The sequence below is a fragment of the Dethiothermospora halolimnae genome, from assembly GCF_037577855.1.
Taxonomy (GTDB): domain Bacteria; phylum Bacillota; class Clostridia; order Tissierellales; family VENL01; genus Dethiothermospora; species Dethiothermospora halolimnae.
Window position 1 is genome coordinate 52601 of record NZ_JBAKFX010000001.1, and the last position, 25042, is coordinate 77642.

The window sequence follows — 25042 nt, forward strand, 5'->3', positions numbered from 1 at the left end:
ATTAATATCTAATAGTACATTGTAATCATTTAATCATATTAGCATCTTAAATTTTCAAATCTTTAATTATTACTTTTTGATGTGTTAAAATATTTTTTTATTAATTAACTATTAAGCTATAACTCATTTAAATATTATACTCATATATTCCCTCCTGAAGTGAAATCTTTTATAGTCATAACATTGCCACATACTGAATTTACACCTTATTTCCTATTCCTCTCATCTCAACCCATTCCCTAAACTCATCTATATTCCTCCCATTAAACAAGAAATACTCTATAGCATACATAATCCTACTAACTCCAAATCCCTTTATCTCAATAACCTTATCTAGCTCTTCCACTGACCTATCTCAAATCTTACATACAATTGATCACTACCTTTAGGTATCTCTTCTATTCTCTTCTTTTTACTATCTTCATATCTATAACTTGTCCATAATATCTAACACCTAAATCATCTTTAAATAATATATTGGACTAGCTATAGTTATAGTTTTTATTATATGTTTTCTAAATCTACATTCTTAAGTTTTATATGATAAAGGTCATTTTTATAATTCAATATAAAAAGTATCCTCTGCTTATCAACTCCATCACTCAAAAACCTTAACCAACCTAACCCCATCACTAAATCCCCCACGTTCATCTCTCTTCTTCTTCCTAATCTCCTCTAACTCTTCCCTAGAAACACCTTTACTTTCCAAAATCCCATAAATAACTTCTAATATATCCGCCAATTCTTCTATATCATGAGATTCTAAATACTCCTCTACTTCCTCAACTAATTTTTTATTTAATGAGTCCTTAAGTTCATCACTATTTACAATTTCTACCTCACACTTTTTATTATCATTTCTAATTATCTCAGGTATTTTATCTCTAACTAATTTATTATATATTTTTTCAGCCATATTGGTTGCCTCCTATCCTTTGTATGGTACTAACTGGGGTTTTAAGTTTCTTATTCCACCCCTAGGGTCTTCTACATCCCCTTTATATCTAGGTATAATATGTATATGTAGATGCATAATAGTTTGTCCTGCAGCTTCATTTATATTAACTGCAATATTATATCCATCTGGATTATATTTTTTATCTAGTAGGTCCCTACACTTATCAATTAATTCTTTTATGGATTGTAGTTCTTCTTTGGTTGCATCAAAATAACTTTGAAAGTGTCTTTTAGGAATTACCAACATATGTCCTTCGTTAACAGGGTATTTATCAAATATAGTATAGGCTAAATCATTTTCTACTTTAATATTTAGTTTATCAGTATTACAAAATATACAAGACAATCTTTTATCCCCCTTAAAGTGTCATAAATAATTATTTATATTTACTAAAATATTTGTTCAATCTATTCTTATAGAACTGCTTAGTTCTAAAGTTTATGGCATCTTTAAATTGTTCTATAAAGACTTTATTATTTATATATTCATTTAGTTTATTATCTAAACAAAATAGACCTTCCTCTTCATAGAAAAAATTACTATGGGTCTTTTTTAAATATTTGATAGGATTTCTTTTTGCCAAGTTTACATACTGTTTTTTATCCCAACTTTTATAGTTTTTAGTGCTTTTGTCCCTTAGCATATCTATTCCATTTGAACCCTTGGAATAGAACTCTTTAAAACTTTTGTATATATCATTATCATCTATTTTCATTTTTATTTTCCCATTATTATAAAAAGCTAAAAGTACAGGCATTTTATATGTTTTACTCATACTAGTGTTTTCTATCATATTTATAAAATCAATGGCAACTGTATTTAGAAGATTCTTTTCTTCTTCTAAGAGTTCTTTATTTTTATTTAAAAAGCCTATATAGTTTTTAAAAATATTATTTTTTGACTTTTTCTTCATTGCATTATATATATCATTATCCATATATGTTAGCATATCAACTCTAGAAGGTCTTTTATCTATTTCATTTTTTATCCTATAATATTCTTCTATAATTTTATCTCTAAACCTTTTACTTTCTTCTGATATTTTTTTAAATATATCTATTAATCTAAAATCAAAATCTATACGACATTCCTCTGGTAAGTCTTCTTCTCTAGGTATAATATTTTTCCCTTCACTACCCTTTATATGTTGACTTGTTCCTTTAAGTAAAAATGGAATCAAATGGGCCTTTTTATAATTTCCAATAAAGTCCAATACATTGAGATACTTTTTATTTGTATCTTTCCTTAACCCCCTTCCCAACTGTTGTAAAAATATTGTTGGTGATTCTGTAGGTCTTAAAAACAATACCATATCCAATGATTTAATGTCCAAACCTTCATTAAACATATCCACTGAAAATATAATATTAATTTCTTTATTTTTAAGTTTTTCCAAAGCTTTATTTCTCTCTAAAGAATATGTCCCCTGTTCTCCACTGTAAACTGAACAGGCTCGTACATTATTTTCATTAAAATATTTTGCCATAAATTCTGCATGTTCTCTACTGGTACAAAAGCCTAAAGCTCTGTTACTACTGAACTTTAAATAATTCTTTAGTATTAAGTTGGCCCTTTTATTAATACTTAAAGCCTCTTCCAATTGTTTCTTATTATATTTACCATCTACTAAGTCTATGCCTTTATAATCAACACTATCATCATATACTCCATAATATCTAAAGGGAACTAACCAACCTTTATTTATTGCCACATTTAATGTTGCTTCATAGATTACATTATAATCACATAACTCGTATATATCTTTATTATCTAGTCTATCAGGGGTTGCTGTAAGTCCCAACATAAATTTAGGATTGAAATATTCTATTATATTTCTATAACTTTTGGCCACTGCATGATGGAACTCATCTATAATGATATAGTCAAAATGATCTGGTTTAAAATATTTATTATTTAGATAACTTTCCTTTCCAAGGGTTTGAGCACTGGCAAAAATTATATCTGAGTATACGTTCTTATTATCCCCCATAAAAAACCCTGTTTTTGAGTCAGGTCTTATTGTATTAAATGTTTCTTCTGCTTGTTTTAATATTTCTTCCCTATGGGCTACAAATAAAATCTTATTATAGTCTTTAGAATCAAAAGCTGCCAAATAGGTTTTACCTACCCCTGTGGCAGCAACCACTAATCCTTTGTCTATCCCTGACTCTCTAGCATTTTCCAATTCATAAAGGGCTTCTATTTGTGCTCCCCTAGGTTTATATAACTCTGTTACTTTGGCAGTTTTATCCTCTTTTATATCAAGATTCATTTCCCTTCCGTTAGAAAGTTTTGGTTTTTTCCAATTGATTGAATACCTTCTTAATTCATCATCATTTATAACTATTGAATTATTATAAAATAATTCTTGAAATATTTCTTTATATGTCATAAAATCTTTGATATTTTCTTTTTTGTTAATTCTATAATTCCACTCTACCCCCTTTGTCATTGCTGACTTTGATATATTCGATGAACCAATAAATATTTCACCTCCATCCTTATAGTTAAACATATATGCCTTTGGGTGAAAGCTTCTTGATTTATCAGCATAAAATCTTACATCCCCTTTATCTCCTAATATGGACCTTATTAAATATAATGCAGATGGTTCGGTTATATTTAAGTAGTTTCCAGTTAAAATCCTTATTGGTATATTCCTTTTTGATATTTTCTTTAAATCCTCTTCCAATAATCTAACTCCCGATTCCATTAAAAAAGCAACAATAATATCTACACTTATAGCTTTTTCTATGGCTGCCTTTATATAACTATAAAGATGGTCATTAATCCCCGTTATACAATTTGTATTTCTATATAACTTATCCTTTGTACCTTCCATGTCTATTCCCCCAGCTTTGTGCTAACTATTTAATCTATTCCCTATCACTCATATGTCTTAACTATATTAATAATATCATTACCATATTTTTCAGCTTTAATTTTTCCAAAACCTGAAACTTTGATTAATTCCTCTTTATTTTTAGGCATTTCTGATATTAGGTCTTCCATTTGCTTATTATTAAATATAAAATAAGGTTTTATTTTTTCTTGTCTTGATCTTTCCACTCTAAACTTTTTTAGCTTATTAACTAGTTCTTCTTTATTATAATGACTTGTTTCTTCTTTTATTATCTCTTTACTATTATATCTATCATCTGGATCTTTATATTTTGAAACTATATAGTGCTCTCTTTTTTCAATATGTTGAGCCCTTAAAAAATTTCCTATATCCATAATTGATTGATAAGACATATTAACAATATCTGTATCCTTTAAAAGCTTTCTTAAGCTTTCATTAATCTGATCATGTTTGATTAACTTTTCTTTTATATTTTTAGGTGCATATCTCGTACTAATCACACTCTTTGGATTTGCCATAACCACCCTAGAAAATATGGGACATCTATTAATAAGTTTATATTTTTTTAATAGTTCTTTTACAATACTTATATGTCTTTCATTCTGTGTTATAGGGCTATATATACCTTCCTTTTTTACTACTTTCCCTTTGGAGTTTTTAATTCGTCTTATAAAGTCCCCCTTATTATTAACATATATATCTCCATTTAATTTTTTAGTTTCTAGTATACATATAAACTTGTTCGTTATTATTACAAAATCAATCTGAGCTTCATAACCCTTATATTTTATATACAAATCATGTAAACATACCATTGGCAGAAAGGAATTTTTCAGCTCATAATATACATTCTTCTCACCAATGTGACCTGCTTTTAGAAAGTTTATATCCCTTTCTATTTTTCTTAAATTTTCTTTTCCTTTGTTAGTTTCCTTTAGCTGCTCTAGTTCTAAAACTATTGGATTTTCATCTGTAAAATTCTTTATAAAAATTGGTCCTTCTATTGACTTTCCTATACTAAGTATAGAATCCTTTAACCCTTTTAAAATCATTTTTCTCCCCCTAATACCCCTTTGTAAACTTCCAATATTTTCTCTAATCTTGTTACTATTTTATCATAAAATGTTTATATTTGTAACACCCCTATAGGACTCAAGTCTTATATCATTAATTTTAATACATTTACATTCTATAGGTTAAGGACCTGAAAACCGGTCTAGGCATGCCTAGACCCTACATAAGATATTAGTCCCCACATGGAATGTTAATGTGTTAATTCCTATATAAAAGAAGTCTACACTGAAAAATCAGTATAGACTTCTTTTATATAAATCTCTTCTATTCCTCTTCTGCAAACCCTTTTCTTAAGTTATTCATTATATCAGTTAACCTATCTCTTACATGTATAATACTCTCTTTATGTCCTTTTTCATCTAAAATATCCACTGCATGGGATAGTCTTGCAAAGGTCATTAGATTATGAAATCTCATAAACAAGGGAATTTTTTCTAGCATAACATCATCTATATCTGTTTCCTTTCTATAACCCTTGATAAAATAATTATATTTTTCTTTATCAATAATCCTAGTGCCCTCTATGATATCCCTTAGGGCATAGGCGATATCAGCTCCATACCAATAGTAAGCACTATCATCAAAGTCTAAAATCTGGACACTATTATCTTGCCATATTAGATTATCTAGTTCAAAGTCATAATGGATTAGTCCAAAGTTTTCTTTGTTTATATCAAGACTCTCTAATTGTTCCCTTACTCTTCCTAACTCCTTTTTCGCCTCAATATCTTCCTCACATAGCATATCTTCAATATAGGCTAAATTATCTTTCCAACTCTTTCGATTATAATTGGGCTGTTGTTTCTTCATAGTATGATGAAGATGTCCTAAAGCTTTTCCCCAGTTATAAAATTCTTCTTCTTTTAAATCTTCAAACTTATGTAAAATACCCTTTAGTCCTTCAAAGACAACTCCATAAAATGTACCTAGTTCTGTTTCGAAGGTTTCGATATATTTGCCATTTAAAGACTTAGTAGGTTTAGAAACCTTCATTCCTTTTTCTAATAGTCCTTCTAAAAGTTGTATCTCCCCTTTTATATGATCAATATCCCTTTCACTGGAGTGGTTCATCCTAAAGTAATAGGTCCTCCCTTGTTTTTTAAATACAAATACAAAGTTAGCACTTCCCCTCCAATAGAAAACCGAATTTGGGTCATAACCCCACAGTTTGATCATATCTTCAACAAATGGGCATCGCCACTCTTCATCAACTTTATTTAATATTTTGCTAATTAATCTTAATGACATCATAAGATCAGTACCCCCTAGTATATGACTTATTATTTAAGTATTATATCATTATTTAAAATATATTTATATTGTATAAATTAAAGGTTTAATGCTTGAAAACCGGACTGGGCATGCCCAGTCCCTACGCAACATGTTGATTCCTGCATGGGGTATCAAAGGATGTTGAGTCCCACGTAAGAGGTTTAGATTTTATATAAACTTCTTTTCAATCCCATTAACCCAATTTGCTAATGTTTCTTTGTTCACACTGTAATACACCCTATTTCCGATCCTCTCTTTGATAACAATGTTACCAGCTAAGAGAAACTTTATATGATGGGAAATGGTTCCACCTGAGAGATCCATAGTTTCCCCAAGTTCTCCACCATACATCTTTTTATCAGTCAAATGTTTTATTATTTCATACCTACTACCATCGGATAAATATTTTATAATTTCACATAGACTTTCTTCATCTATATTATGGTCTGTAACTTTCACTTCTTTTAATTTAAAATCTCTCTTTAATACTTCTACAAATTTAATGATAGAGTCCTCTCTTATCTTATGATAAATCCTTCCTTTATCCTTTATCTCTTGTAATAGCTTTATAATATGAAGAATAGTTATATGGTGGGTTATAGTAGCGTTGGTTATGTTAAGCTCCTCTGCCAATTCACTGGCGTACCTTGGTTTATCCTTTATTAATAACATTATCTTAAACCTACTATCATCAGATAGATTTTTAAGTATATTTTTAGTCCAATTTCTTTCATTATTTAAACCATATTTATCATTTAAACACTCAACATTATAGCCTATAAACATGCATACATCTTCACCATTTGACATAGTTAAATTATCGAAGGCATAGTTGTCTATTATTCTAGGGGATAGATATATATTTTTATACTCATATTCATCAAAATCATCAAGTAAAGGCTTTATCATATTAAAACCTTCTTTTTCTATTCTTTTTTTAAGATCAGTTCCCCATTGCCTTCCCTTTATATCTAATGGCATAAGCTTTTTTTTAAGTGCTTCTTTGGAGTTTCTAAAAAATTCACTACACTTAAGAAAAAAACCCTTTACATCCGATGCTACCTCTACTATATACCATTTAAATTCCGTTGATATATTAACCTTTTTTAGCATATTTATTATATCTTTTATATCTATATCCTCTTTATCTACTTTTACATATTCTTTATCCCTATACATTCTAAGTAGTTTAATATATATATTATTTAAGATCATATCTTCCTCTATATTTTCCATATGGGAAAGAAATTCCTCTAAGTCTTTTCCATAGGAGATTTCCTTCCAATTGGAAACAAAATTAAATAAATCAGTATCCCTTCCCTTTCTAGGAAATCTTTTAAAGAGTTTATTTAACATTTCCCTATCAATCTTTTTAGTTTTACTTATATATCTTATAAGTTTATTAGTTTCATCATCTAGCTTAAGATCATATCTATTATATAGATTTTCTGTATGTTTAATATCGGCTCCCATATATAGGCCCATTATTAGATTATCCGTCTCTATATTTTTGGTATTTACGAAAATAGCCATTTATTCACCTTCTATTTCTTATTTGTATATTATTTATTTTAACATATAAGAGATTTTAAAGGTAAGTAAATAGATTATCATATAATGATATACTTTTTATAAATAATATGGATTTGTGGTCTAATAGGTCTTGTAATACAAGATCTAAGGGATTGAATATATTCAATCCCTACATAGTATATTATTTTACATATATATTATTTTACATAGGATAATCAAAAGAATATTTATACATAGGTTGTTTTACAATGACATATTAGCTAACTAATTTTTCTTTACTGGTAAAACCCTCCTCCACATAATAAAGACTATAAAAGTATCCCTTTTTATCAATTAAGTCATAGAAATCTCCTACTTCTACTATTTCCCCATCCCTCATAGCTATTATTTGGTCATATTTTTTTAATATATCTTCCATTAGCTTATGGGTTACTACTATTGAAGTTACACCTGCTAGGCTTAATAGTGACTTTTCTATGCTATAGGCTGTTTCATTATCAAGGGCCGATGTTGATTCATCTAGTAACATTATAGATGAGTCTTTCATAAGGGCTCTGGCTATGGCAACTCTTTGCTTTTCTCCCCCTGATAGTTTGCATCCATTTTCCCCCACTTCTTCATATATTCCCTTAGGTAATGTAGCTACAAGCTTTGATAGTCCTGCTAAATTTATTGCCTCTGATATCTCTTTATCACTATAATCTTGATACAAGGCTATATTATCCCTAATAGTTCCATCAAACATAAATACATTTTGCTGTATAACCGATATCTCTTTATAGATATCTTCTAGTAATATATCACTATGTTTTAGTCCATCTATATCTATCTCCCCATTAAATTCATCATAATATCTTAAAAGAAGTTTTAATATGGTTGATTTTCCACTACCGCTGCCCCCTACTAAAGCGTATTTTTTACCCTTTTCAAATTTAATATTTATATTTTCAAGTGCCTTTTTTTCTCCATCATAACTAAAGTCTACATTTTTAAACTCTATACTTTCCTCAAAACTCTCTAGGTTATATTTAGCATCCTCTTTTACTTCTGATTTTGTTATGTTACTAATCTTTTTAGATATGTTTTTAAGGGACTTTATTTTATTTACTATCTGTACACTCTGAACTAATGGATTAGCTAAGTTATTCATTAGTTGGATAAGGGCTATTAGGGTTCCCACCGTTATTTGACCCTTTAATACATAATATCCCCCAAAGCCTATGGGAACAACAAACATCAGTGTTCCTAAAAATCCAGCGATAGTATCTACCATACCACTAAATATTGAAAATCCTTTCTTTTTTTCTTCTGTACTTTCATTAACTTTATCGTAGATATCTTTTGTTTTTGAAAATATATTAAAGTTTTTTATAACTTCAAATCCCGATAGTATATCCTTTGTTTTAGTGGTTAACTCTTCTAAAGACTGAGAGTAGTCAGATTTTTTATTTGATAGCTTATTTCCAAATAACTTTGGTATAGTCATAGCTAATATAGTTACTGCTAAAATAGCTATGGTTACAGGTATACTTATATATATAACTGAAATAAAGGCAAATATAAATCCAGAGGCAAACTTTACTAGATTAAATATGTTTAAAAGCCCATCTTGTTCTATCATGTTTATATCATTTGTCAACATAGATATATATTTTGCACTATTTTCTTCAGTAAAACTTTTTATGTCTTTTTTCAGAATATGGGAAAATACATTACTTTTTAAATAGGTCAGTGTCTTTTTCATGTATATAGCCTTAGATATCTTCAGTAAAACTTCAAAAATTACTTCGCATAAAATATAGATTCCAAATACAATTAACCCATCTAAAAACATCCCCAAATCTTTCCCCGATGCTAAGTCTATTATGTATTTAAACATAAATGCCAATGCCACGCTTATAAAAGAATTAATAACTACTAAAATATTTGTTACTAAAAACCATCCTTTAAATTTAAATATATAATTTTTCATATTACTCCCCCCACTTTTTATAACTATCTAAATGTATTTTTATTGTTATATAAATAATATATTCGTTTTTGATGATTGTCAATACATTTTTTTGATAGTTATAAAAAACAGTTTTATTAATTTGTGGTGTCAGAATTTATATATACTAATAGAAAGTTTATTATTACCTAGTAATTTAGGGCATTAAAAAGCGGTCTGGGCATGCCCAGATCCTACATCAAATATTTGATTCTTACATAAAATATTTAGTTTATATATAAAGTATTTAATTTCTATATACTCAATCGAAGGATTACAAATCCCCCTATGTTCAATAAATTCAAATCAATAATCGAATCTGTACATAAAACTAGCCTATACTGAAAAAACAGTATAGGCTTAACCCTATGATTTATCTAACATCATATCAAAACTCCTATTAGATTCCTGAACATATATTTCCTTTGGTATAAAGTTTTTATTAAGTAATTTTTTAGTTTCTTCCGATAGTTTCATATCAGTGGCTATCTCTTTACCTGCTCTTTTTATATGTTCTAAATATCCAGATATAATGGGTTTAAGTTCCTCCACTTGATTAGCTAATAGTGTCCCCTGTGTAGTATAAATCTCTCCTATTATTTCTGTATGCATATGATGTGCTACCCTGTTGGCCCATTTAGACACTACTTGGAACTGACTTTCTTCAGAAAATCCACAGTTTGACATCATTACTAGTTTAGGTGTTTTTTCATCTACCGGTTCTACATGTCTAGTTTCCCCCTGTTCATCTATCTCAAAGTGGGGATCTCCTAATACTACCAGTCGGTCCATAAACACTTTAAGCATTCCAGAAATATTATCAAAATACAATGGAGTAGCCAAAACTAAAATATCTCCTCCCTCAGTAATAGAAAGTACTTCTTTCATTTGATCATCAATTATACATTGTCCTTTATTTTTAAACCAACAGGCAAAACAACCTTTACAGTGTTGTATTTCTTTTTCTGAAAGAAATACATTTACAGTTTCTGCCTCGGCCTCTTTAGCTCCCTTTAAAAATGCATTAGCCATTACATTAGTATTACTACTTTCTCCCTTAGGACTTCCATTAACAACTACAATCTTCATATCCAACACCCCTTTTAAAAATATGTAATCAGTGTAATAGTTTAAATATATATAACTATTACACTGATTATCTTAATTCTATCCTTAATCTATTATTTTATCAAGTTTTTTTTACTTAAGTATGGAATATTATAAATATTGTTTTTAAAAGGACTGTCTAATATGGAAAACAAAAATCCCCTAACCAGACTAATTTTAAGCCTTCTGGTTAGAGGATATTATTAATAAAGATTATTCACTTACTCCACTACCGGTAACCATCCAGGTCTACTAATAAGGGCTTTCCAAAGAGGGTCAGGTATAACCAATCTGTCTTGATCCTTTTTAGATAAAGTAGTCACAATCTCAGATTCTTTTCCTTCTTCTATCTTTTGTACCCAATCTGGTTCCATGAGTAATTCCCTCCCAAGGGCAACCATGGCAACACCTGCATCTAATGCCTTTTTAGCTTCTTTAGCTGTATGGATAGAGCCTACACCGATTAATGGTACTCTATCATCAATTTTTTCTAAAAGGTACTGTATTCGGGTATTTGTATCATCAACCCCTCGTCTAGGTTTAGACCAAAAATCCATTAAAGAGACATGAAGATAGTCTAAGCCTTTATCTGACAGTTCATCTACTAGCTTAAGGGTATCTGTCATTGTGATCCCCGGTGTTGTTGGTTCTTCTGGTGAGAACCGATATCCCACTATAAAAGGTTCTTTAGCATGGGTTTTTACAACCTTTTTCACTTCGTCTACAACTGCTAGAGGGAAGGTTAAACGTTTTTCTAAACTTCCTCCAAAAGAGTCTTCCCGTCTATTGGAGTGGGGAGAAAAGAATTGTTGTATTAGATATCCATTGGCTCCATGGATCTCTACACCATCAAAACCCGCCTCAATGGCCCGTCTTGTTGCATCCCCAAATGACTTAATTATATCTTCTACTCCCTTTTCTGTTAAAGCTCTAGGAGTCACGTCTCTTCTTTCTGAAGCCACGGCACTGGCACTAACCACATCTTTGTTTGGCACTAACTCAGGGGGACACTCCCTTCCACCGTGAAAGATCTGAAGAACTGCTTTGGCTCCCTGTTCTTTAATACTACTTGCTAATCTCTGTAGGCTTGAAATCATATCATCATTGTCGGCTCCAAATTCCCCATGAAACCCTTTTCCATCTGGAGTTACATAGGCACAGGCAGTAATAACCATACCTACCCTCTTTGACCTTCTTACATAATAATCTATCTCAACATCGGATACTGTTCCATCGGGGTGGGAAGAATAATTGGTCATAGGGGCCATTGCAATTCGATTTTTTATTTGGCTATTATTTTTAAATGTAAGTTTTTCAAATAGTGATTCATAATTTGGATTCATATTATCATTCTCCTTTTTCCTTTACATTTTTAAACATAAAAAATTCTAGGTAATATATAAATTACCCAGAATAAATTAATTGATTCAAACTATAAAATACTTTTTAACATATTATATTTCTAGACTGATAGAACATTCCCATAGGTAATGTAATGAAGTTTACTAAAAAATAAAACTTTATTTTAATATAAAATCTACTCCTTGTACTAATTTATCATTTAAATCATCTGGATACGAATGACCTATTCCGTCATTAATATAATATTGGTATGGAACTCCAATATCCTTAAAGTCTTTCATCATTTCCTCCACTTCCTGCACTGGCAGATCCTTCTCGCCGTCCATAAACACACCTTTTACACCTCGATGTAACAACCCTTTAACATTCTCTTTTGTAAATAAATTTGACTTAGCTGAGCACAGAGCAATAAATCCCTTTACTGGAACAGTATTAGTCAGTGCAATCTCTATAGCTGCACTAGATCCACCTGAGAATCCCCCAATTATGATACTATTCTCATCAATTGAATACTCGTTGTTTATAGCTTCATAACATCTCTTAATCTCATCATATGCTGAATCATAACATTGCTTAATTTCATAACTACTTTTTGAAACTGGACGTATCTGTTCTGAATCTGGCCAATTCTTCTGATCAGGACTATAAAAAACTGTTTTTGTCCACGTATAACCATTGTGACCATCTAATTGACTTGATTGAATATAAGCAACAATGAAACCTTTATTTAATAACTCTTTCGGTTTCCAAAACTCTTTGTGATATGCTATATTATCTCCATCACCATGTAAAGTTATAAATAAAGGATATTTTTTTCCTTCAGTATAGTTTTGAGGCAATAAAACCTCCCATTCAAAACTCACATTTTCTTGTTGCTGATTTCTTAGAAAATCATTTTTCTCTCTTATTTTTGTGTATTCCTTACTGTTAGTAAATGGATCAGAGAATCTGCTCCAAAATAGAGGACATACATAACCTCTGTCAACTAAGTATGTTAAATCTTTTAGACACTCATCATATAATCCTGATTTGCTATGAAGTTGAGCTCTATCTAGCATAATAGTAAATAAATGTTTTTGGAACTCTTCTTCTGGAAGATTTTTCATTCCATTTTTTAATAAAGTTAAAGCTTCCATATACTTTGGTACAGAGTATGCCTTCTCTAATTCTTTAAAACTATTGTATTTCATATACACTACCTCCACAAAAATTATACTCTACTATCAATGTTCTACATTTTTTTTAATCCACCTCTTTAATAACCATTAATTCTACAATTCGTTTATATTTTCATCAATATATAAAAAACATCAATTTCAAAACATACACTTTCCACAACACAATGGGATGGTCATAATTATAGTGTCCATATAAAAAATGCCCCCTAAATAATCGGGGGCATGGTGTTCAACTTAGACAAGCTATTACATAATTGTCTGTTATAACTACAACGATTTTACTGGCAGATAAATATCTATAAAATGTTTTTTCTCTGGATGTGTATTTGGATCATTCATATACATCTCAAAAACACAACCATCATCAGGTTGAAGTCCACTGTTAGGAAGCCATTCACTATAAATGTAATTCCAAGCAGTTGTATGGTCTCTTGGTTCATCCACCTGAAAATGTCCAATAGCATATTTCCCTGCTGGAATAACTATCTTTCCTATTTCACCTTCTACTTCTGCATCTTCAGATACTGTTAGACACATACTTGTTTTTAAGTTATCCTGTTTAGTAAATTCAGGATTATCATGATAAATTACAAAGGGTTTTGAGTTATTATTCAGCAAACCCTTGACCTTAGCCCAATTCATCAGTCTTCTCATCATTCCTTGAAATTCAACAGCAAATTCTTCATAAGAACCCATGTGTCTTAAATAAATTGCTCTAATCTCTTTAATTTTTCCCACCTCAACATTGCCTTTACCTAACATAATATCTTCCTTTCTCGATGTATTTGTTACACCTTCATTATATCTAGGTAATAAATAAATGGATTTACCATTCTTGCTATCCACTTGGCAATTCTTGCTATAGTTTTGTCTTACTTCTGTAGCACTCTTTCCAAAGTGTCTTTTAAAAAGTCTAGAAAACGCTGCAGACTCAGAAAACCCCAGCATCATTGCAATCTCAGTTATGCTCATAGAAGGATTGCGTAAAAGTAAAGAAATAGCTCTCTCCATTCGTATTCGATTTATATAGTTCAATAGTGTTTCTTTTACAATTCCACTAAAAATTCTATGAAAATGAAACTTTGAAAAACCAGAAACTTCCGCAAGGATATCAAGAGAAAGATCTCCACTAAGATTGGCTTCGATGTAATCTTGTACCCTATTTATTCTTGAAATATACTCCATATAGGTGGCGGATTTATCAGAACTAGCCATTTATTTCACCTCTTTATCAAATCTATATTAAATGCCAGAATATTTAATTTTCAATCATGGGGACCCATTGAGTGGGGTATAGTATATGTTTTATATTTTTTAGATGTCATTATCCCGATTATGCAAATCCCTATTAATAAGACAATGGTAGTAATAAAACTACCTTCTGGGCCAAAATCTCCACCTGTAAAAAATACTGGACCGGTTTGTTTCATTGTAATAATTGTTTCTCCATTGGAATTAAACCCACTAACAGGTAATCCAAAAATGTTTCCTAACGTTAAGTTCCAAGAAAAGTGCATTCCACAAACTCCCCAAATATTGTTTGTGTATATGGCATAGCTAGCAAAGAAGATTCCAGACAAAAATAAATTTATAAAGGATAGTATAGTTACACCAGAGCTAAAAAGATGCAGTATACCAAATATAGTAGATGTTAATAAAATTGCTAAAAATGGTGTGTATCGATTGCCTAGAATAGGTATTAACCAACCTCTGATTGCGATCTCTTCTGATGCACTTTGGACTAACCATCCTAGAATAATCCACATAAAAGTTAAGAGATCAACATTCATATTGAAACTATCAATTTCTATCATCCCCAAAGCAATTAACACCGTAGTAATTGCTAAAATTGCAGCAAATACAACAACAACCCCAATTAAATAAAATTTTATTGGGGTGGATACTTCAAAACCCATTGTTTTAATAGGCCTTTTTTCTACAAAATGTACCCACACGAAAAAAATTAATATTTGCACTCCACATGTAATAAATCTTTTCAATCCATGGACCAAGCTACTATTTATATGAAAACCTATAGTAAAAATATTTCCTATTGTATCTGCAACTATTCGCCCAGCATAAAGCCCAGCAAGCCACAGTACGAAATAAATTATAATTATAGTAAGAATTTTATATTCAAAACTATTTGTTGTTGATTTTTTAAATAACGTACTTTGTTTTAATTTATGGTCTATACTTATCATTTGGTCTACCCCTTTTTTATACTAAGCTCACTCTATTAGCTATATATATTCCACATATATACATACATCCCCTTCTTATTTTCCATAGTTATATATGTTTATTATGAAAATGATACAATCTTAAGAAGAAAGGCTATTTTTTCGCTTTTTTGTCCAGTACAGGGTGCATTCTGTGCCAATTTACTCATTATATATACCTGAGGATTACCTCTTATATTATCTATTAATTTATAACTTTATTAAAAGACATCGATAATTACTATATACTTTAAATCCTAGCTTTTTTGAATACTCAAATGCTTTTTCATCATCAGATTCGATAAAGAAGAGTGCCTTTTTTATATTATGATTTTCAAAACCATCATTTAGTGTAACAGTAATTAAATCCTCTTCGATACCTTTATTAGCTATGTCTTTATCAATAAACAGGGCAAATATCTCTAATTCATTTAGATCCATTTTACTCTTTCTAGCAGCAATACTTCCCTTTATCTGAGAATCTACCCAATATGAATATATAATCCAATTATTGAAATCCTTTTTTATTTGCTCACTATTCCAATAAATATCATTAGCTTTAGAATCATGATATTTTGCAAACGAAGGATAGTTAGTATGATTAATCTTTGTTATAGAGTGTCCTATATCACTTGGTCTAAACTCACTTTCTTTAAGTCTTTGGTCAATACTAGAATCAATAATTTGGAATCCATGACTTAATAAACTGTTGATTGCAACCTCATTTTCTTTTGTATAACCTATATAAGCTTTATAGCCTTTGTAATTTTTATTTAAATATTGTACAAATATTGATATTATCTTTTCAACGTTATTCTTAATAAATATTCCACTTGTTTGTAAATATAAATCTTTTTTTAAAACATTAAGATAAATAACACTTATTAATTCATCATCGATGAAGTATCCAAGTAAATCATCATCTGGATATTTTAAAAACTTTTTAAATTTTTCTAAAAATTCTTTTTGAGAGTTCCGTAATGGATAACTATTTGTAAGTGGACTTTTTGACAATGAATAAGCCAAATTTGCTGCTGTTTCTATCTCATTTTCTTTTAATTTTCTTAACATATTGATTGCCCCCCCTTTTTATATTTAAAAATTGTACCTATAATAATCGAAAAAAATAGTTCCTATATCAAGAACTATTACATCAAAATTATATCATGGTACTATCATCTATTCATGTCTATAAATAGTTATGTATAGAACTCAGTCTTTTAAAATTCGTATGTAAAATTAACCCAAATTATTGTTTTTTATGGTATAATAAAAGTTAAATAATATATATATATTAATTAATTGGGGGATTACGAATCCCCCAACAACCAGTATAGGAATCGTCTGTCAACCATTATATCAATTACTTATGAACTAGCAATTTAATTATCACTAACTAGCAAACTAATCATTTATTTATTATTTAGTTAATTACTTATTGACTGATAAACCAATCATCTTTTCATCAGAAAAATAATTACTTAAAACTAATTGAATGGAAGGGAGGAATATTTTTGACTAATACAAATTTACAGGTCATAAAACCGGTATCAAAAAAAGAAAGGATAAAGGAGCTAGATATCATTAGGGGTTTTGCTTTGTTTGGAGTTCTTTTGGTTAATATGGCTATGTTTAATTCTACACTTTTTATAGAAGCTATTGAAGGGTCAGCTTTGTCTAGTCCTCTAGAGTTAACTAACTTTGCAGATAAGTTTGGTGCCTTTTTTATTAAGATAGTGGGGGAAGGGAAATTTTATACCATATTCTCATTCCTGTTTGGTTTGGGCTTTTATATTTTTATGGGGAGGGCTGAGATGAAGGGTTTTTCTTCTAAAAAGCTATTTTTGCGCCGTTCATTTTTCCTATTGTTATTTGGGGTACTGCATTTTTCCCTTGTTTGGTATGGGGATATATTACATACCTATGCTATCATAGCTTTCCTGCTGGTCTGCTTTAGAAATAAGGGTTTAAAGTCAATAAAAAAATGGATTATAATATTGCTTATAGTATCTACTTTATTAATGTCCCTTGGCATGTTATTAAATGATCTATCATCGGAAGCATTATCACCGAAAACCTATAAAGAACAAATGGATACTATGGAGTCTCTGGCAAAGGAATCTATTAATCTATATCAAGATGGTTCATTTTTCGAGATAGTTAGGTATAGGGTAACAGTGGAGTGGCCCCGTATGCTTATGTCCCTTATTGTTATTATTCCAAAGATTTTAGCTATGTTCTTGATTGGACTATATGTGGGGAAGAGAAAAATATTTAACGATATAACAGGTAATATGCCTCTTATAAAAAGGACATGGAAAATAGGGGGTATAATAGGGGGTATAGCTACAGTTATATATACTTTCATAGAGCTTTCTATTATATCAATAGATCCTATTTTATCCTCTGGAGTGGTAACTTTCTTTAAAGAGATAGCAACAGTATTTCTATCTTTGTTTTATATAACTAGTTTAATTTTATTATATAGAAAAAATATATTTAAAAAGATACTTAATCCCCTTAGGTATCTGGGACAGATGTCACTAACCAATTATTTAGTACAATGTATTTTATGCTCCCTTATATTTTATGGTCATGGTTTGGGCTTAATAAATAAAATCGGCATTTCTGTGGGGATATTACTGACTTTTGTTATATATTTTAGTCAAATTATCATTAGTAAGTTATGGCTAGGAAAGTTTAGATATGGTCCCTTTGAGTGGATATGGAGACGTTTGACCTATGGTAGGAGATTGTAGTGAAAAGGGTCTAGGCATGCCCAGACCCTACATCAAACATTCGATTTTTATATAGACATCTCATCTTTTTCATAATGCTTGTGAGCCATATTAATTCTAAGTTTCTAAGAAATACTTTCCTTTGATCTTTCCATATCAATAATATTACAGTCTGCTTTTTCCTCAAATCTATATATTTCATCATGGGTTATTAGGATAATACATCTCTTTTTGCTTTCTTTTATGATAATATTTTCTGCCTTTTCTTTATTTTCTTTATCTAAGTTTGATACAATCTCATCTAAAATAACTATAGGAGTATCAGATATTATTGCCCTTACAAGAGACAATCTTTTTTTCTCTCCTCCCGATAGAGCTTTACCTCCATCTCCAACTTGCTGATAAATCTTGTTGTCTGAAAAGCCCAGTTTTCCCAATAACTCCCTTCCTTTATTTAATCTTTCTTTAGTCTCTATTTCTACAGTTTTAGGGTATATGATATTTTCTAATATTGAGCCTCTAAATAAAAATATATCTTGACTGGCATAGGAATAGATTTTATTGGTATTTTCATATCTTTTATTTACAATTATTTTACCTTGTTCTAATTCATAAATTCCTATTAAAGATTTAATTAATGTAGTTTTTCCACATCCACTTTGGCCGTAAATTATATTAATACTTTTATCCCTTATCTTACAGCCAAAGTCTTTAAGTAAAGTCTTGTCGTTACCTTTTATTGTAATATTATCAACACAAATTGAATTTTCTATATTCTCAAATCTAAAATTATTATTTCTTATTACATCATCTTCTTTTAAAAAACCATCTATATCTTCCACACTGGCTAGCCCTTTTTGAAGCATTTGATAGTAACGTATAATATTAGTCACAGGGGAGTAAAATCTTGTAGTGTACATTGAAACTACTAATAGACTACCAAAGCTAAAGTTATTTCTTAATATCCCCATGGCTATATATCCTAAAGATATGGATATAGCTATGGTTCTTATTGTTTTTTCAATGATATAAAATATACTTAAACCTTTATCAGCTTTATGGCTAAGAAAATAATAATTATGATTATATTTGTCGTAGTCATTAGTTTCCTTTTTCTGTCCAAAGAAAGTCCTTATGGCATCTAGATTTATAAATGTTTGAGTGATATGGTTTATCATACTTTTTTCTTTATCTATTTTATTTATGTATAGTTCTTTCTGATATTCTCCGGAATTATATCCCATATAAATCAATATAGGTAATCCCACTATAAGGAAAACTAGTACTACAATACTGATTTTTGATATAAAGAAACTAATCCATAATAAATCTAGAAAATCAGATATCAAAGTGAATAATGCTGTACTGAAAACAGCTTCAAGTCTAGCAGTATTATTATATATTGTGTTAATAATATTTCCTTTATCACTTTTATTAATATATCTGTAGCTGATATTTAACAATTTTTCATATGTTATATTTCTAATATTGTAAATTATTTTGTTAAAATATTTTGAAGATAAATAACAAAATATATTTCTAACTATGGTGCTTAATATGATTATTATACTGTAGGTAATAAATAGTTTTAATACTATATTTAAATCGTCTGAGTTGGATTTTAAGTGAGCTAGTATTTGGTCTGATATTTTGCCTAGATATGATGTTGGTAGTATACTTAAGAAGGAAGAAATAATAGCAAGTACAACTAAGGAAAAAAATTTTCCTCTACCTACCTTGGCTATCTTTATAAGGTGGGTTACCTTTTTTATACTTTCTCTCATTATGTTTTTTCATTCCTCTCGTAGTCAATGCTAGAATATTTTTATATTATATCTTTCGCCAACTCCCTAGGTTTAACCTTTATTTTCCTTTTTATTTTATATTTTAGGGCAGTAGAAAGGGTCTAGGTATACCTAGACCCTACATTTTATTTTTTCCACAACATTTTTTATATTTTTTACCACTACCACAGGGACAAGGTTCATTTCTACCTACTTTTTTTACTATTCTCTGTCTTGTAGCTTTATTGTTATTTGTCATAAAGTCGGCCGGTTTATGACCCTTTAGTTCCCATCTTCTAGTGTTGTTATAAAGCTTAGTGAGGTTTTGTAGTATCTCTCTCTCCTCTTCGTATGAAAAGTCATCTAGTGAAAACATTTCATTGCATATATCTACTAAATCACTTACTTCGCAGTATTGAAACGTGTATATAAGGTCATCTATTATATCCCTTGCTTCATCTTTCCTTAGTCCATATACTTTTCTAAAATAATTTATTACTTCTTTCTGACTTTTATTTAATAGTAACTCTCCTGCCCTTTCTATCTCTCTAATCGTTATATATTTTAATGGGTAATAATCTAAATCTTTTCTGGACTGCTGGGAAGCATAAATAGCTTTATATTCTTCATTTAATATAAAATATATAAGACCTTCATTTATTTCAATATAAGGACTAAATTTAGGATATTCATAAATTAATCCTATCAAATGTCTAGTATCCATATCTATGTTATATCTGTCTTTTAATAAGTCTATCAGACTTAAACCATCTATTACTCCATAATAATGGAGAGTTCCATCTAATATCTGACATACCTCTGTATTTCTTCTTATTTGATCCTCTAAATCCGGTGATTTTAATAATTTTCTTAAAGGAGAGGATATTTCCTTTGGCAAAACTAATAATAAGAATTCTGGGTCTACTCTAGTACTAAATGCTATACCTATACTTTCAAGATACCCACCTATCTTATAGTCATATCCTATTTCTATAGCCCCATCATTGTCTAGCATATTTATTAATAAATCTATTTCATGATGTCCTAATAGTTTAATCTTTTTGTCTAGATTCTTAGGTATCCTTTCTGCTAAAGCCTGGATTAGATCTTTTTTATTTAGCTGACTTAGACCTTTAAACCCATAACTTTTTCTTATACTATTTAGTTCTTTTTTAGTTAGAGTATTTAAATAATCTTCGTAAGTATCTTTTTTACTTATTGCTAATGTAAAGTTATTTAAATTACCCCTAATATTCTTCCCAAACTGCTTAAATACATTTTCTACTATGTTCTGAAACTTATCATTTTCAACTAATTCTTCAAAGGGTTTGTCTCGTAGTTCTTCGATATTTTTCATATTATTAAACATTTCATTAAAATTATTATTTTTTATGAAATTTTGAAATAATTCCTCTGTATTATCTTCATAAACATTTAGTGCTTTAAGGGCAAAATCATAGTCATCTTTATACTCTAAAGCTTTCTTAGCATATTCTTGTATAAGACTATTATCATCATTTATTATTGATTTTTGTACTCCTAGGTTATATAAGCTTCTAGCTATTAACTCATTGTGTTCTCCATTATCCTCTACATATTCTAAAGATTTTTCAAAATATTCTTTAGCCTGTTTGTGTTTACCACTATAGTTATATATTATCCCTAGATTATAATAAACATGTGGATCATCTTCTTTTAATTTTATTGCATTTTCATAGTGGATTTTTGCCTTGTTATTATCTCCAATCTCCATATAATAACTGCCCATTCCTTCTTCTAAATAATAATTTAATGGATACAAGCTTAGTATTTTATAGTTATTGACTAATACCTCTTTATTCCCAGTTTTTTGATTCATTAAAACATCTATCATATATATAGCCCATGTTATATCTATTTTATGTTCATGTTTTTTTATATAGTATGAAAGATAGTTTATTGTTTCATATCTACTACTTTCAATCTTTAATATCTCAATAAACTTTTCTTCATAGTTAGATTTAGTTAACTTTATGCCATAGTGTTTTTCTATTTTCTTTAAAATCATAGTTATTATCCTTTCTTTTAATTATATCTATATTATAACTTATTTACTCTATATTAGTATGCCAAAATAGAACTAGACTAAATTTAATTAGATTTTATCGAAATTTCTTTTTATTATTGGGAAAATCCATAATTTCCCTAGTTCATCCTATAATTATATCATAAATTCCAGTTGACATTTTCATACAATTAAATGTACACTTAATTGAAATAATAGTTATTATTGAATATATGGGGGGGTTAAGTAAAATGAAAAAAATATTAATAATATTAGTTTTATTTTTTGGATTAATGAAGGATTCTATATCCTACGGTACAAGTGATTGTACCGCTGGGACAGGGGAACTAGTATGTTCAAATGAAAAGATATTATTGGAATATGATTTTTACAATATTTCAAAATATGGATTGGATTCTAATAAAATAGATTTTAAAAATATTGATATAACCTATTATCAGTTACCTGAAATGTTAAGTTCAGATTTAAGTTATTATAGGATAGAAGATTGTAATAATGGGGTTTTATTAAATAGAAATATATTAATAGATAGACAAAATAGTATTTTAATAGTTTTAAGACGAAAAACAGAAAGTGAAAGTTTTGAAATATTAAATGCTGTAGAATTTGATAAAAAGGATATATTAAAGGATATAAATATTATTTTAGGGTATAGTGATGGTCCTCTCATTAAGACAGTACTTACAGATGAAGATAATAATATATATATAGTAGAAAATGACACTTTAAAGGTTCTAAAAAAAATTAATATGAAAAATTGGAAAACCCTATCGGGACATCTAGATACAGCTAATCCCACAGGAGAAAAATGGGATAAAGTATTCTTATATCAAATAAATCAAAATAAAAATAAAATAAGAAAATTTGACATATTATCCAGTGAAGTTCTATATGAATATAATTTATCAAATTCCCCTATAAAGGGAAAAATAACGACAATAAAATACGAATCTGGAGGGGTAATATATATATCATCAAAATTAAATGATAAATATGCTATTTACCTTGCAAATGAAAGAACCTTTGATTACTTTGAGATATGCAATAATATATATACAAAACCAATAAAAAACATGTGGCCATACTATGGAAATAATATGTTTTATTTAGCTATATTTCAGCCTACTAATGAATATCCTATAAAATTAATAGAAATGACTGATGAGGAAACTTGGAAGGAAATAAAATAATATTAAGGATACTCTATCGAAACATGCCATATCTTATCATAGGGTTCACATTCCCCACCAAACATAATGGCAGCTATTTCTGGTTCCATAGACATATCAAAAATCAACTTTTTATCATCCATAGTTGCGTAGTATAAGGATATTCTTTCCCCTGCTACACATAGTTTATTATTAAAATTTTTCATAATGATTCTCCCTTTGCTATATTTAATATAACTTTCACTTACTCAACTATCTAAACATTAAGATGGCTATCTCAACAGAGTAAGCCATCTTAATGTTTATAATAAACTAAATACTTTATAGAAGGTTAAGTAAACCTAAGTATATACTATATTCATAGCTTTACTTAATCTTTTTCCATTGTTCAGTCACTATTTTTACCAACTTATCTGCTGTGTCCCTGTTAAATGGCATAACCATACCACTATAAATGTAATAAATTAAATATGAATGTAATACTTCATATCCCCCTTTATCATACTCATCTGCTGTGGGAAGATATCCATCGCAACCGTTTGTATATGCTCCCAAATATATAAGGTCATCATTGGATTCTTTAGCTACATTAACAGCAATTTCACACATTATTTCATTTGAAACTCCACAGAAACATCCGTCATCAAGTATAAAGTATTGAATTTCTATGTCTTTATTTTGTTTCTTTATGTCTTTGTTATTTAACTTTTCAATTTCTTTAAGCCAGTTTGTACCATCAATATTACTTTCCCTCATTGCTTCATTTGAGATTTCCTTTGCCTGTTCTAATGTTGGGACATCAGCAAAAAAGGTTTCTTTTTGGGAAAACATAGATAACTTTTCAATTCTACGGGGTTTAAGCTTTTTAATACAGTTTTTAATTGCATTATCAATCTCAACTGCCATCTTATTTAAGTCTTTTAATGAACCGGTATATTTGGGTTTAATATTTCCTGAAGCCCCTTGTGTTATCATCACGTGGCAATTATACTTTTCTTTAAGTAACTTTCTTGTAACTCCTATAAAATCTGAAGATATAAGATAATTGTCCCCAAGTAACACATTCCCATGGGCTGTAACCCTTAAAATCAACAAACGTAAATTTCCAGTGTTAGAATCTACAATTTTAAGAACTCCTACACGTTTATCTAAGACCCCATGCTCATCTCTACGATTAATTCCAATATTAGCTTCAGTATTTCCCCATGCTGCTTTAATTGGCCTAAGGTTTTTTTCTGCCTCATCTACCCCTAAAAGCACCTGTTTACAAAGAAAGGAAAAGTACTCTTTTTCGATAGCAGTATTAGGCCCTGAGTGGGTATGACTAAAACATAACATAACATTATCACGGGTAATCCCAAGCTTATTTGCTATTTCATCACGAAGTATGTTTGACTCTTTATAAGAAAACCCTATGTGGTCAATGGCCAAAAGACAACATTTCTCTTCATTAAAAATCCAAAGTGAAACTTGTGCAAATAGTTTGTGCAAAACCCCTCTAGATAAATTATCTTTTCTATTAAAACCTATAGTTTCTACATTAAAGGATGGAGTTATATCCATCTCTGAAAATCCTAATAATACATTATTTTTCATAAACTTGCTCTCCTTTTATAATCTATTTTTTATCTAAGGAATGCAAAGTCTAATCTAAGACAGTAAACTTTTCTTATAGCTCCATGCATAATTACTGTCATATATTAGACAATGCATGGAGCTAAAACAAT

General features: G+C 29.3%; 20 protein-coding genes and 2 pseudogenes. 2 read left to right on the plus strand and 20 right to left on the minus strand.

The window, feature by feature from the left end:
- Positions 1 to 199 precede the first annotated feature (199 nt).
- The 15 genes from V6137_RS00255 to V6137_RS00325 all read right to left on the minus strand — a co-directional run bounded on the left by V6137_RS00255 (position 200) and on the right by V6137_RS00325 (position 16630).
- Positions 200 to 346 carry a hypothetical protein gene (locus V6137_RS00255; RefSeq protein WP_425445864.1) on the minus strand — a complete coding sequence of 49 codons (147 nt, stop codon included), beginning with the start codon at positions 344 to 346 and terminating at the stop codon, positions 200 to 202.
- Between the two features lie 158 nt (positions 347 to 504).
- A complete protein-coding gene (locus V6137_RS00260; RefSeq protein ID WP_425445990.1) occupies positions 505 to 630 on the minus strand; it encodes a hypothetical protein in 126 nt (41 codons plus the stop codon).
- Positions 599 to 916 carry a nucleoside triphosphate pyrophosphohydrolase gene (locus tag V6137_RS00265; RefSeq protein WP_425445865.1) on the minus strand — a complete coding sequence of 106 codons (318 nt, stop codon included), beginning with the start codon at positions 914 to 916 and terminating at the stop codon, positions 599 to 601. The genes V6137_RS00260 and V6137_RS00265 overlap by 32 nt, the downstream gene beginning before the upstream one ends.
- Positions 917 to 928: 12 nt before the next feature.
- Complete coding sequence (locus tag V6137_RS00270; RefSeq protein WP_425445866.1) at positions 929 to 1303, minus strand: HIT family protein; 375 nt, start codon at positions 1301 to 1303, stop codon at positions 929 to 931.
- A gap of 31 nt (positions 1304 to 1334) precedes the next feature.
- Positions 1335 to 3800, minus strand: coding sequence for a DEAD/DEAH box helicase family protein (locus V6137_RS00275; protein ID WP_425445867.1), 2466 nt, complete (start codon positions 3798 to 3800; stop codon positions 1335 to 1337).
- 44 nt (positions 3801 to 3844) lie between these two features.
- The gene (locus V6137_RS00280) at positions 3845 to 4873 is read right to left on the minus strand and encodes an NERD domain-containing protein (RefSeq protein ID WP_425445868.1); all 1029 of its coding nucleotides are present in this window, start codon (positions 4871 to 4873) and stop codon (positions 3845 to 3847) included.
- A 286-nt stretch (positions 4874 to 5159) separates the two neighbouring features.
- Positions 5160 to 6146, minus strand: coding sequence for a phosphotransferase enzyme family protein (locus V6137_RS00285; protein ID WP_425445869.1), 987 nt, complete (start codon positions 6144 to 6146; stop codon positions 5160 to 5162).
- Positions 6147 to 6335: 189 nt separating this feature from the next.
- Entirely contained in the window at positions 6336 to 7700 is a 1365-nt protein-coding gene (locus V6137_RS00290; protein ID WP_425445870.1) for an ArsR family transcriptional regulator, read from the minus strand.
- A 256-nt stretch (positions 7701 to 7956) separates the two neighbouring features.
- Entirely contained in the window at positions 7957 to 9672 is a 1716-nt protein-coding gene (locus V6137_RS00295; RefSeq protein ID WP_425445871.1) for an ABC transporter ATP-binding protein, read from the minus strand.
- A 384-nt stretch (positions 9673 to 10056) separates the two neighbouring features.
- Positions 10057 to 10779 (minus strand): flavodoxin family protein, encoded by a 723-nt coding sequence (locus V6137_RS00300; RefSeq protein ID WP_425445872.1) that lies wholly within the window; start codon positions 10777 to 10779, stop codon positions 10057 to 10059.
- A 239-nt stretch (positions 10780 to 11018) separates the two neighbouring features.
- Positions 11019 to 12140 carry an NADH-dependent flavin oxidoreductase gene (locus V6137_RS00305; protein ID WP_425445873.1) on the minus strand — a complete coding sequence of 374 codons (1122 nt, stop codon included), beginning with the start codon at positions 12138 to 12140 and terminating at the stop codon, positions 11019 to 11021.
- A gap of 177 nt (positions 12141 to 12317) precedes the next feature.
- Positions 12318 to 13349 carry an alpha/beta hydrolase gene (locus V6137_RS00310; protein WP_425445874.1) on the minus strand — a complete coding sequence of 344 codons (1032 nt, stop codon included), beginning with the start codon at positions 13347 to 13349 and terminating at the stop codon, positions 12318 to 12320.
- Positions 13350 to 13604: 255 nt separating this feature from the next.
- Positions 13605 to 14552 (minus strand): AraC family transcriptional regulator, encoded by a 948-nt coding sequence (locus tag V6137_RS00315; RefSeq protein ID WP_425445875.1) that lies wholly within the window; start codon positions 14550 to 14552, stop codon positions 13605 to 13607.
- A gap of 50 nt (positions 14553 to 14602) precedes the next feature.
- Positions 14603 to 15541 carry a CPBP family intramembrane glutamic endopeptidase gene (locus V6137_RS00320; RefSeq protein ID WP_425445876.1) on the minus strand — a complete coding sequence of 313 codons (939 nt, stop codon included), beginning with the start codon at positions 15539 to 15541 and terminating at the stop codon, positions 14603 to 14605.
- 228 nt (positions 15542 to 15769) lie between these two features.
- Positions 15770 to 16630, minus strand: a complete 861-nt coding sequence (locus V6137_RS00325) for a GNAT family N-acetyltransferase (protein ID WP_425445877.1) — start codon at positions 16628 to 16630, stop codon at positions 15770 to 15772.
- A 443-nt stretch (positions 16631 to 17073) separates the two neighbouring features.
- Between V6137_RS00325 and V6137_RS00330 the strand changes: the two genes are divergently transcribed.
- Positions 17074 to 18318 carry a DUF418 domain-containing protein gene (locus V6137_RS00330; RefSeq protein ID WP_425445878.1) on the plus strand — a complete coding sequence of 415 codons (1245 nt, stop codon included), beginning with the start codon at positions 17074 to 17076 and terminating at the stop codon, positions 18316 to 18318.
- Between the two features lie 104 nt (positions 18319 to 18422).
- Here the strand turns inward: V6137_RS00330 and V6137_RS00335 are convergent, their stop codons facing one another.
- From V6137_RS00335 to V6137_RS00345, 3 genes and pseudogenes are all read right to left on the minus strand, one after another.
- Positions 18423 to 20081 carry an ATP-binding cassette domain-containing protein gene (locus tag V6137_RS00335; protein WP_425445879.1) on the minus strand — a complete coding sequence of 553 codons (1659 nt, stop codon included), beginning with the start codon at positions 20079 to 20081 and terminating at the stop codon, positions 18423 to 18425.
- 139 nt (positions 20082 to 20220) lie between these two features.
- Positions 20221 to 20301 (minus strand): annotated as a pseudogene (locus tag V6137_RS00340) (SEC-C metal-binding domain-containing protein); the annotation flags it as partial.
- 1326 nt (positions 20302 to 21627) lie between these two features.
- A pseudogene (locus V6137_RS00345) lies at positions 21628 to 22128 on the minus strand (tetratricopeptide repeat protein); the annotation flags it as partial.
- A gap of 248 nt (positions 22129 to 22376) precedes the next feature.
- On the opposite strand from V6137_RS00345, the gene V6137_RS00350 reads away from it, so the two are divergent.
- Positions 22377 to 23336, plus strand: a complete 960-nt coding sequence (locus tag V6137_RS00350) for a hypothetical protein (RefSeq protein ID WP_425445880.1) — start codon at positions 22377 to 22379, stop codon at positions 23334 to 23336.
- Positions 23337 to 23338: 2 nt separating this feature from the next.
- On the opposite strand, the gene V6137_RS00355 is transcribed toward V6137_RS00350, so the two are convergent.
- Both V6137_RS00355 and V6137_RS00360 read right to left on the minus strand, forming a co-directional pair.
- A complete protein-coding gene (locus V6137_RS00355) occupies positions 23339 to 23521 on the minus strand; it encodes a hypothetical protein (protein ID WP_425445881.1) in 183 nt (60 codons plus the stop codon).
- A 160-nt stretch (positions 23522 to 23681) separates the two neighbouring features.
- Positions 23682 to 24911, minus strand: coding sequence for a hypothetical protein (locus tag V6137_RS00360; RefSeq protein WP_425445882.1), 1230 nt, complete (start codon positions 24909 to 24911; stop codon positions 23682 to 23684).
- Positions 24912 to 25042 lie beyond the last annotated feature (131 nt).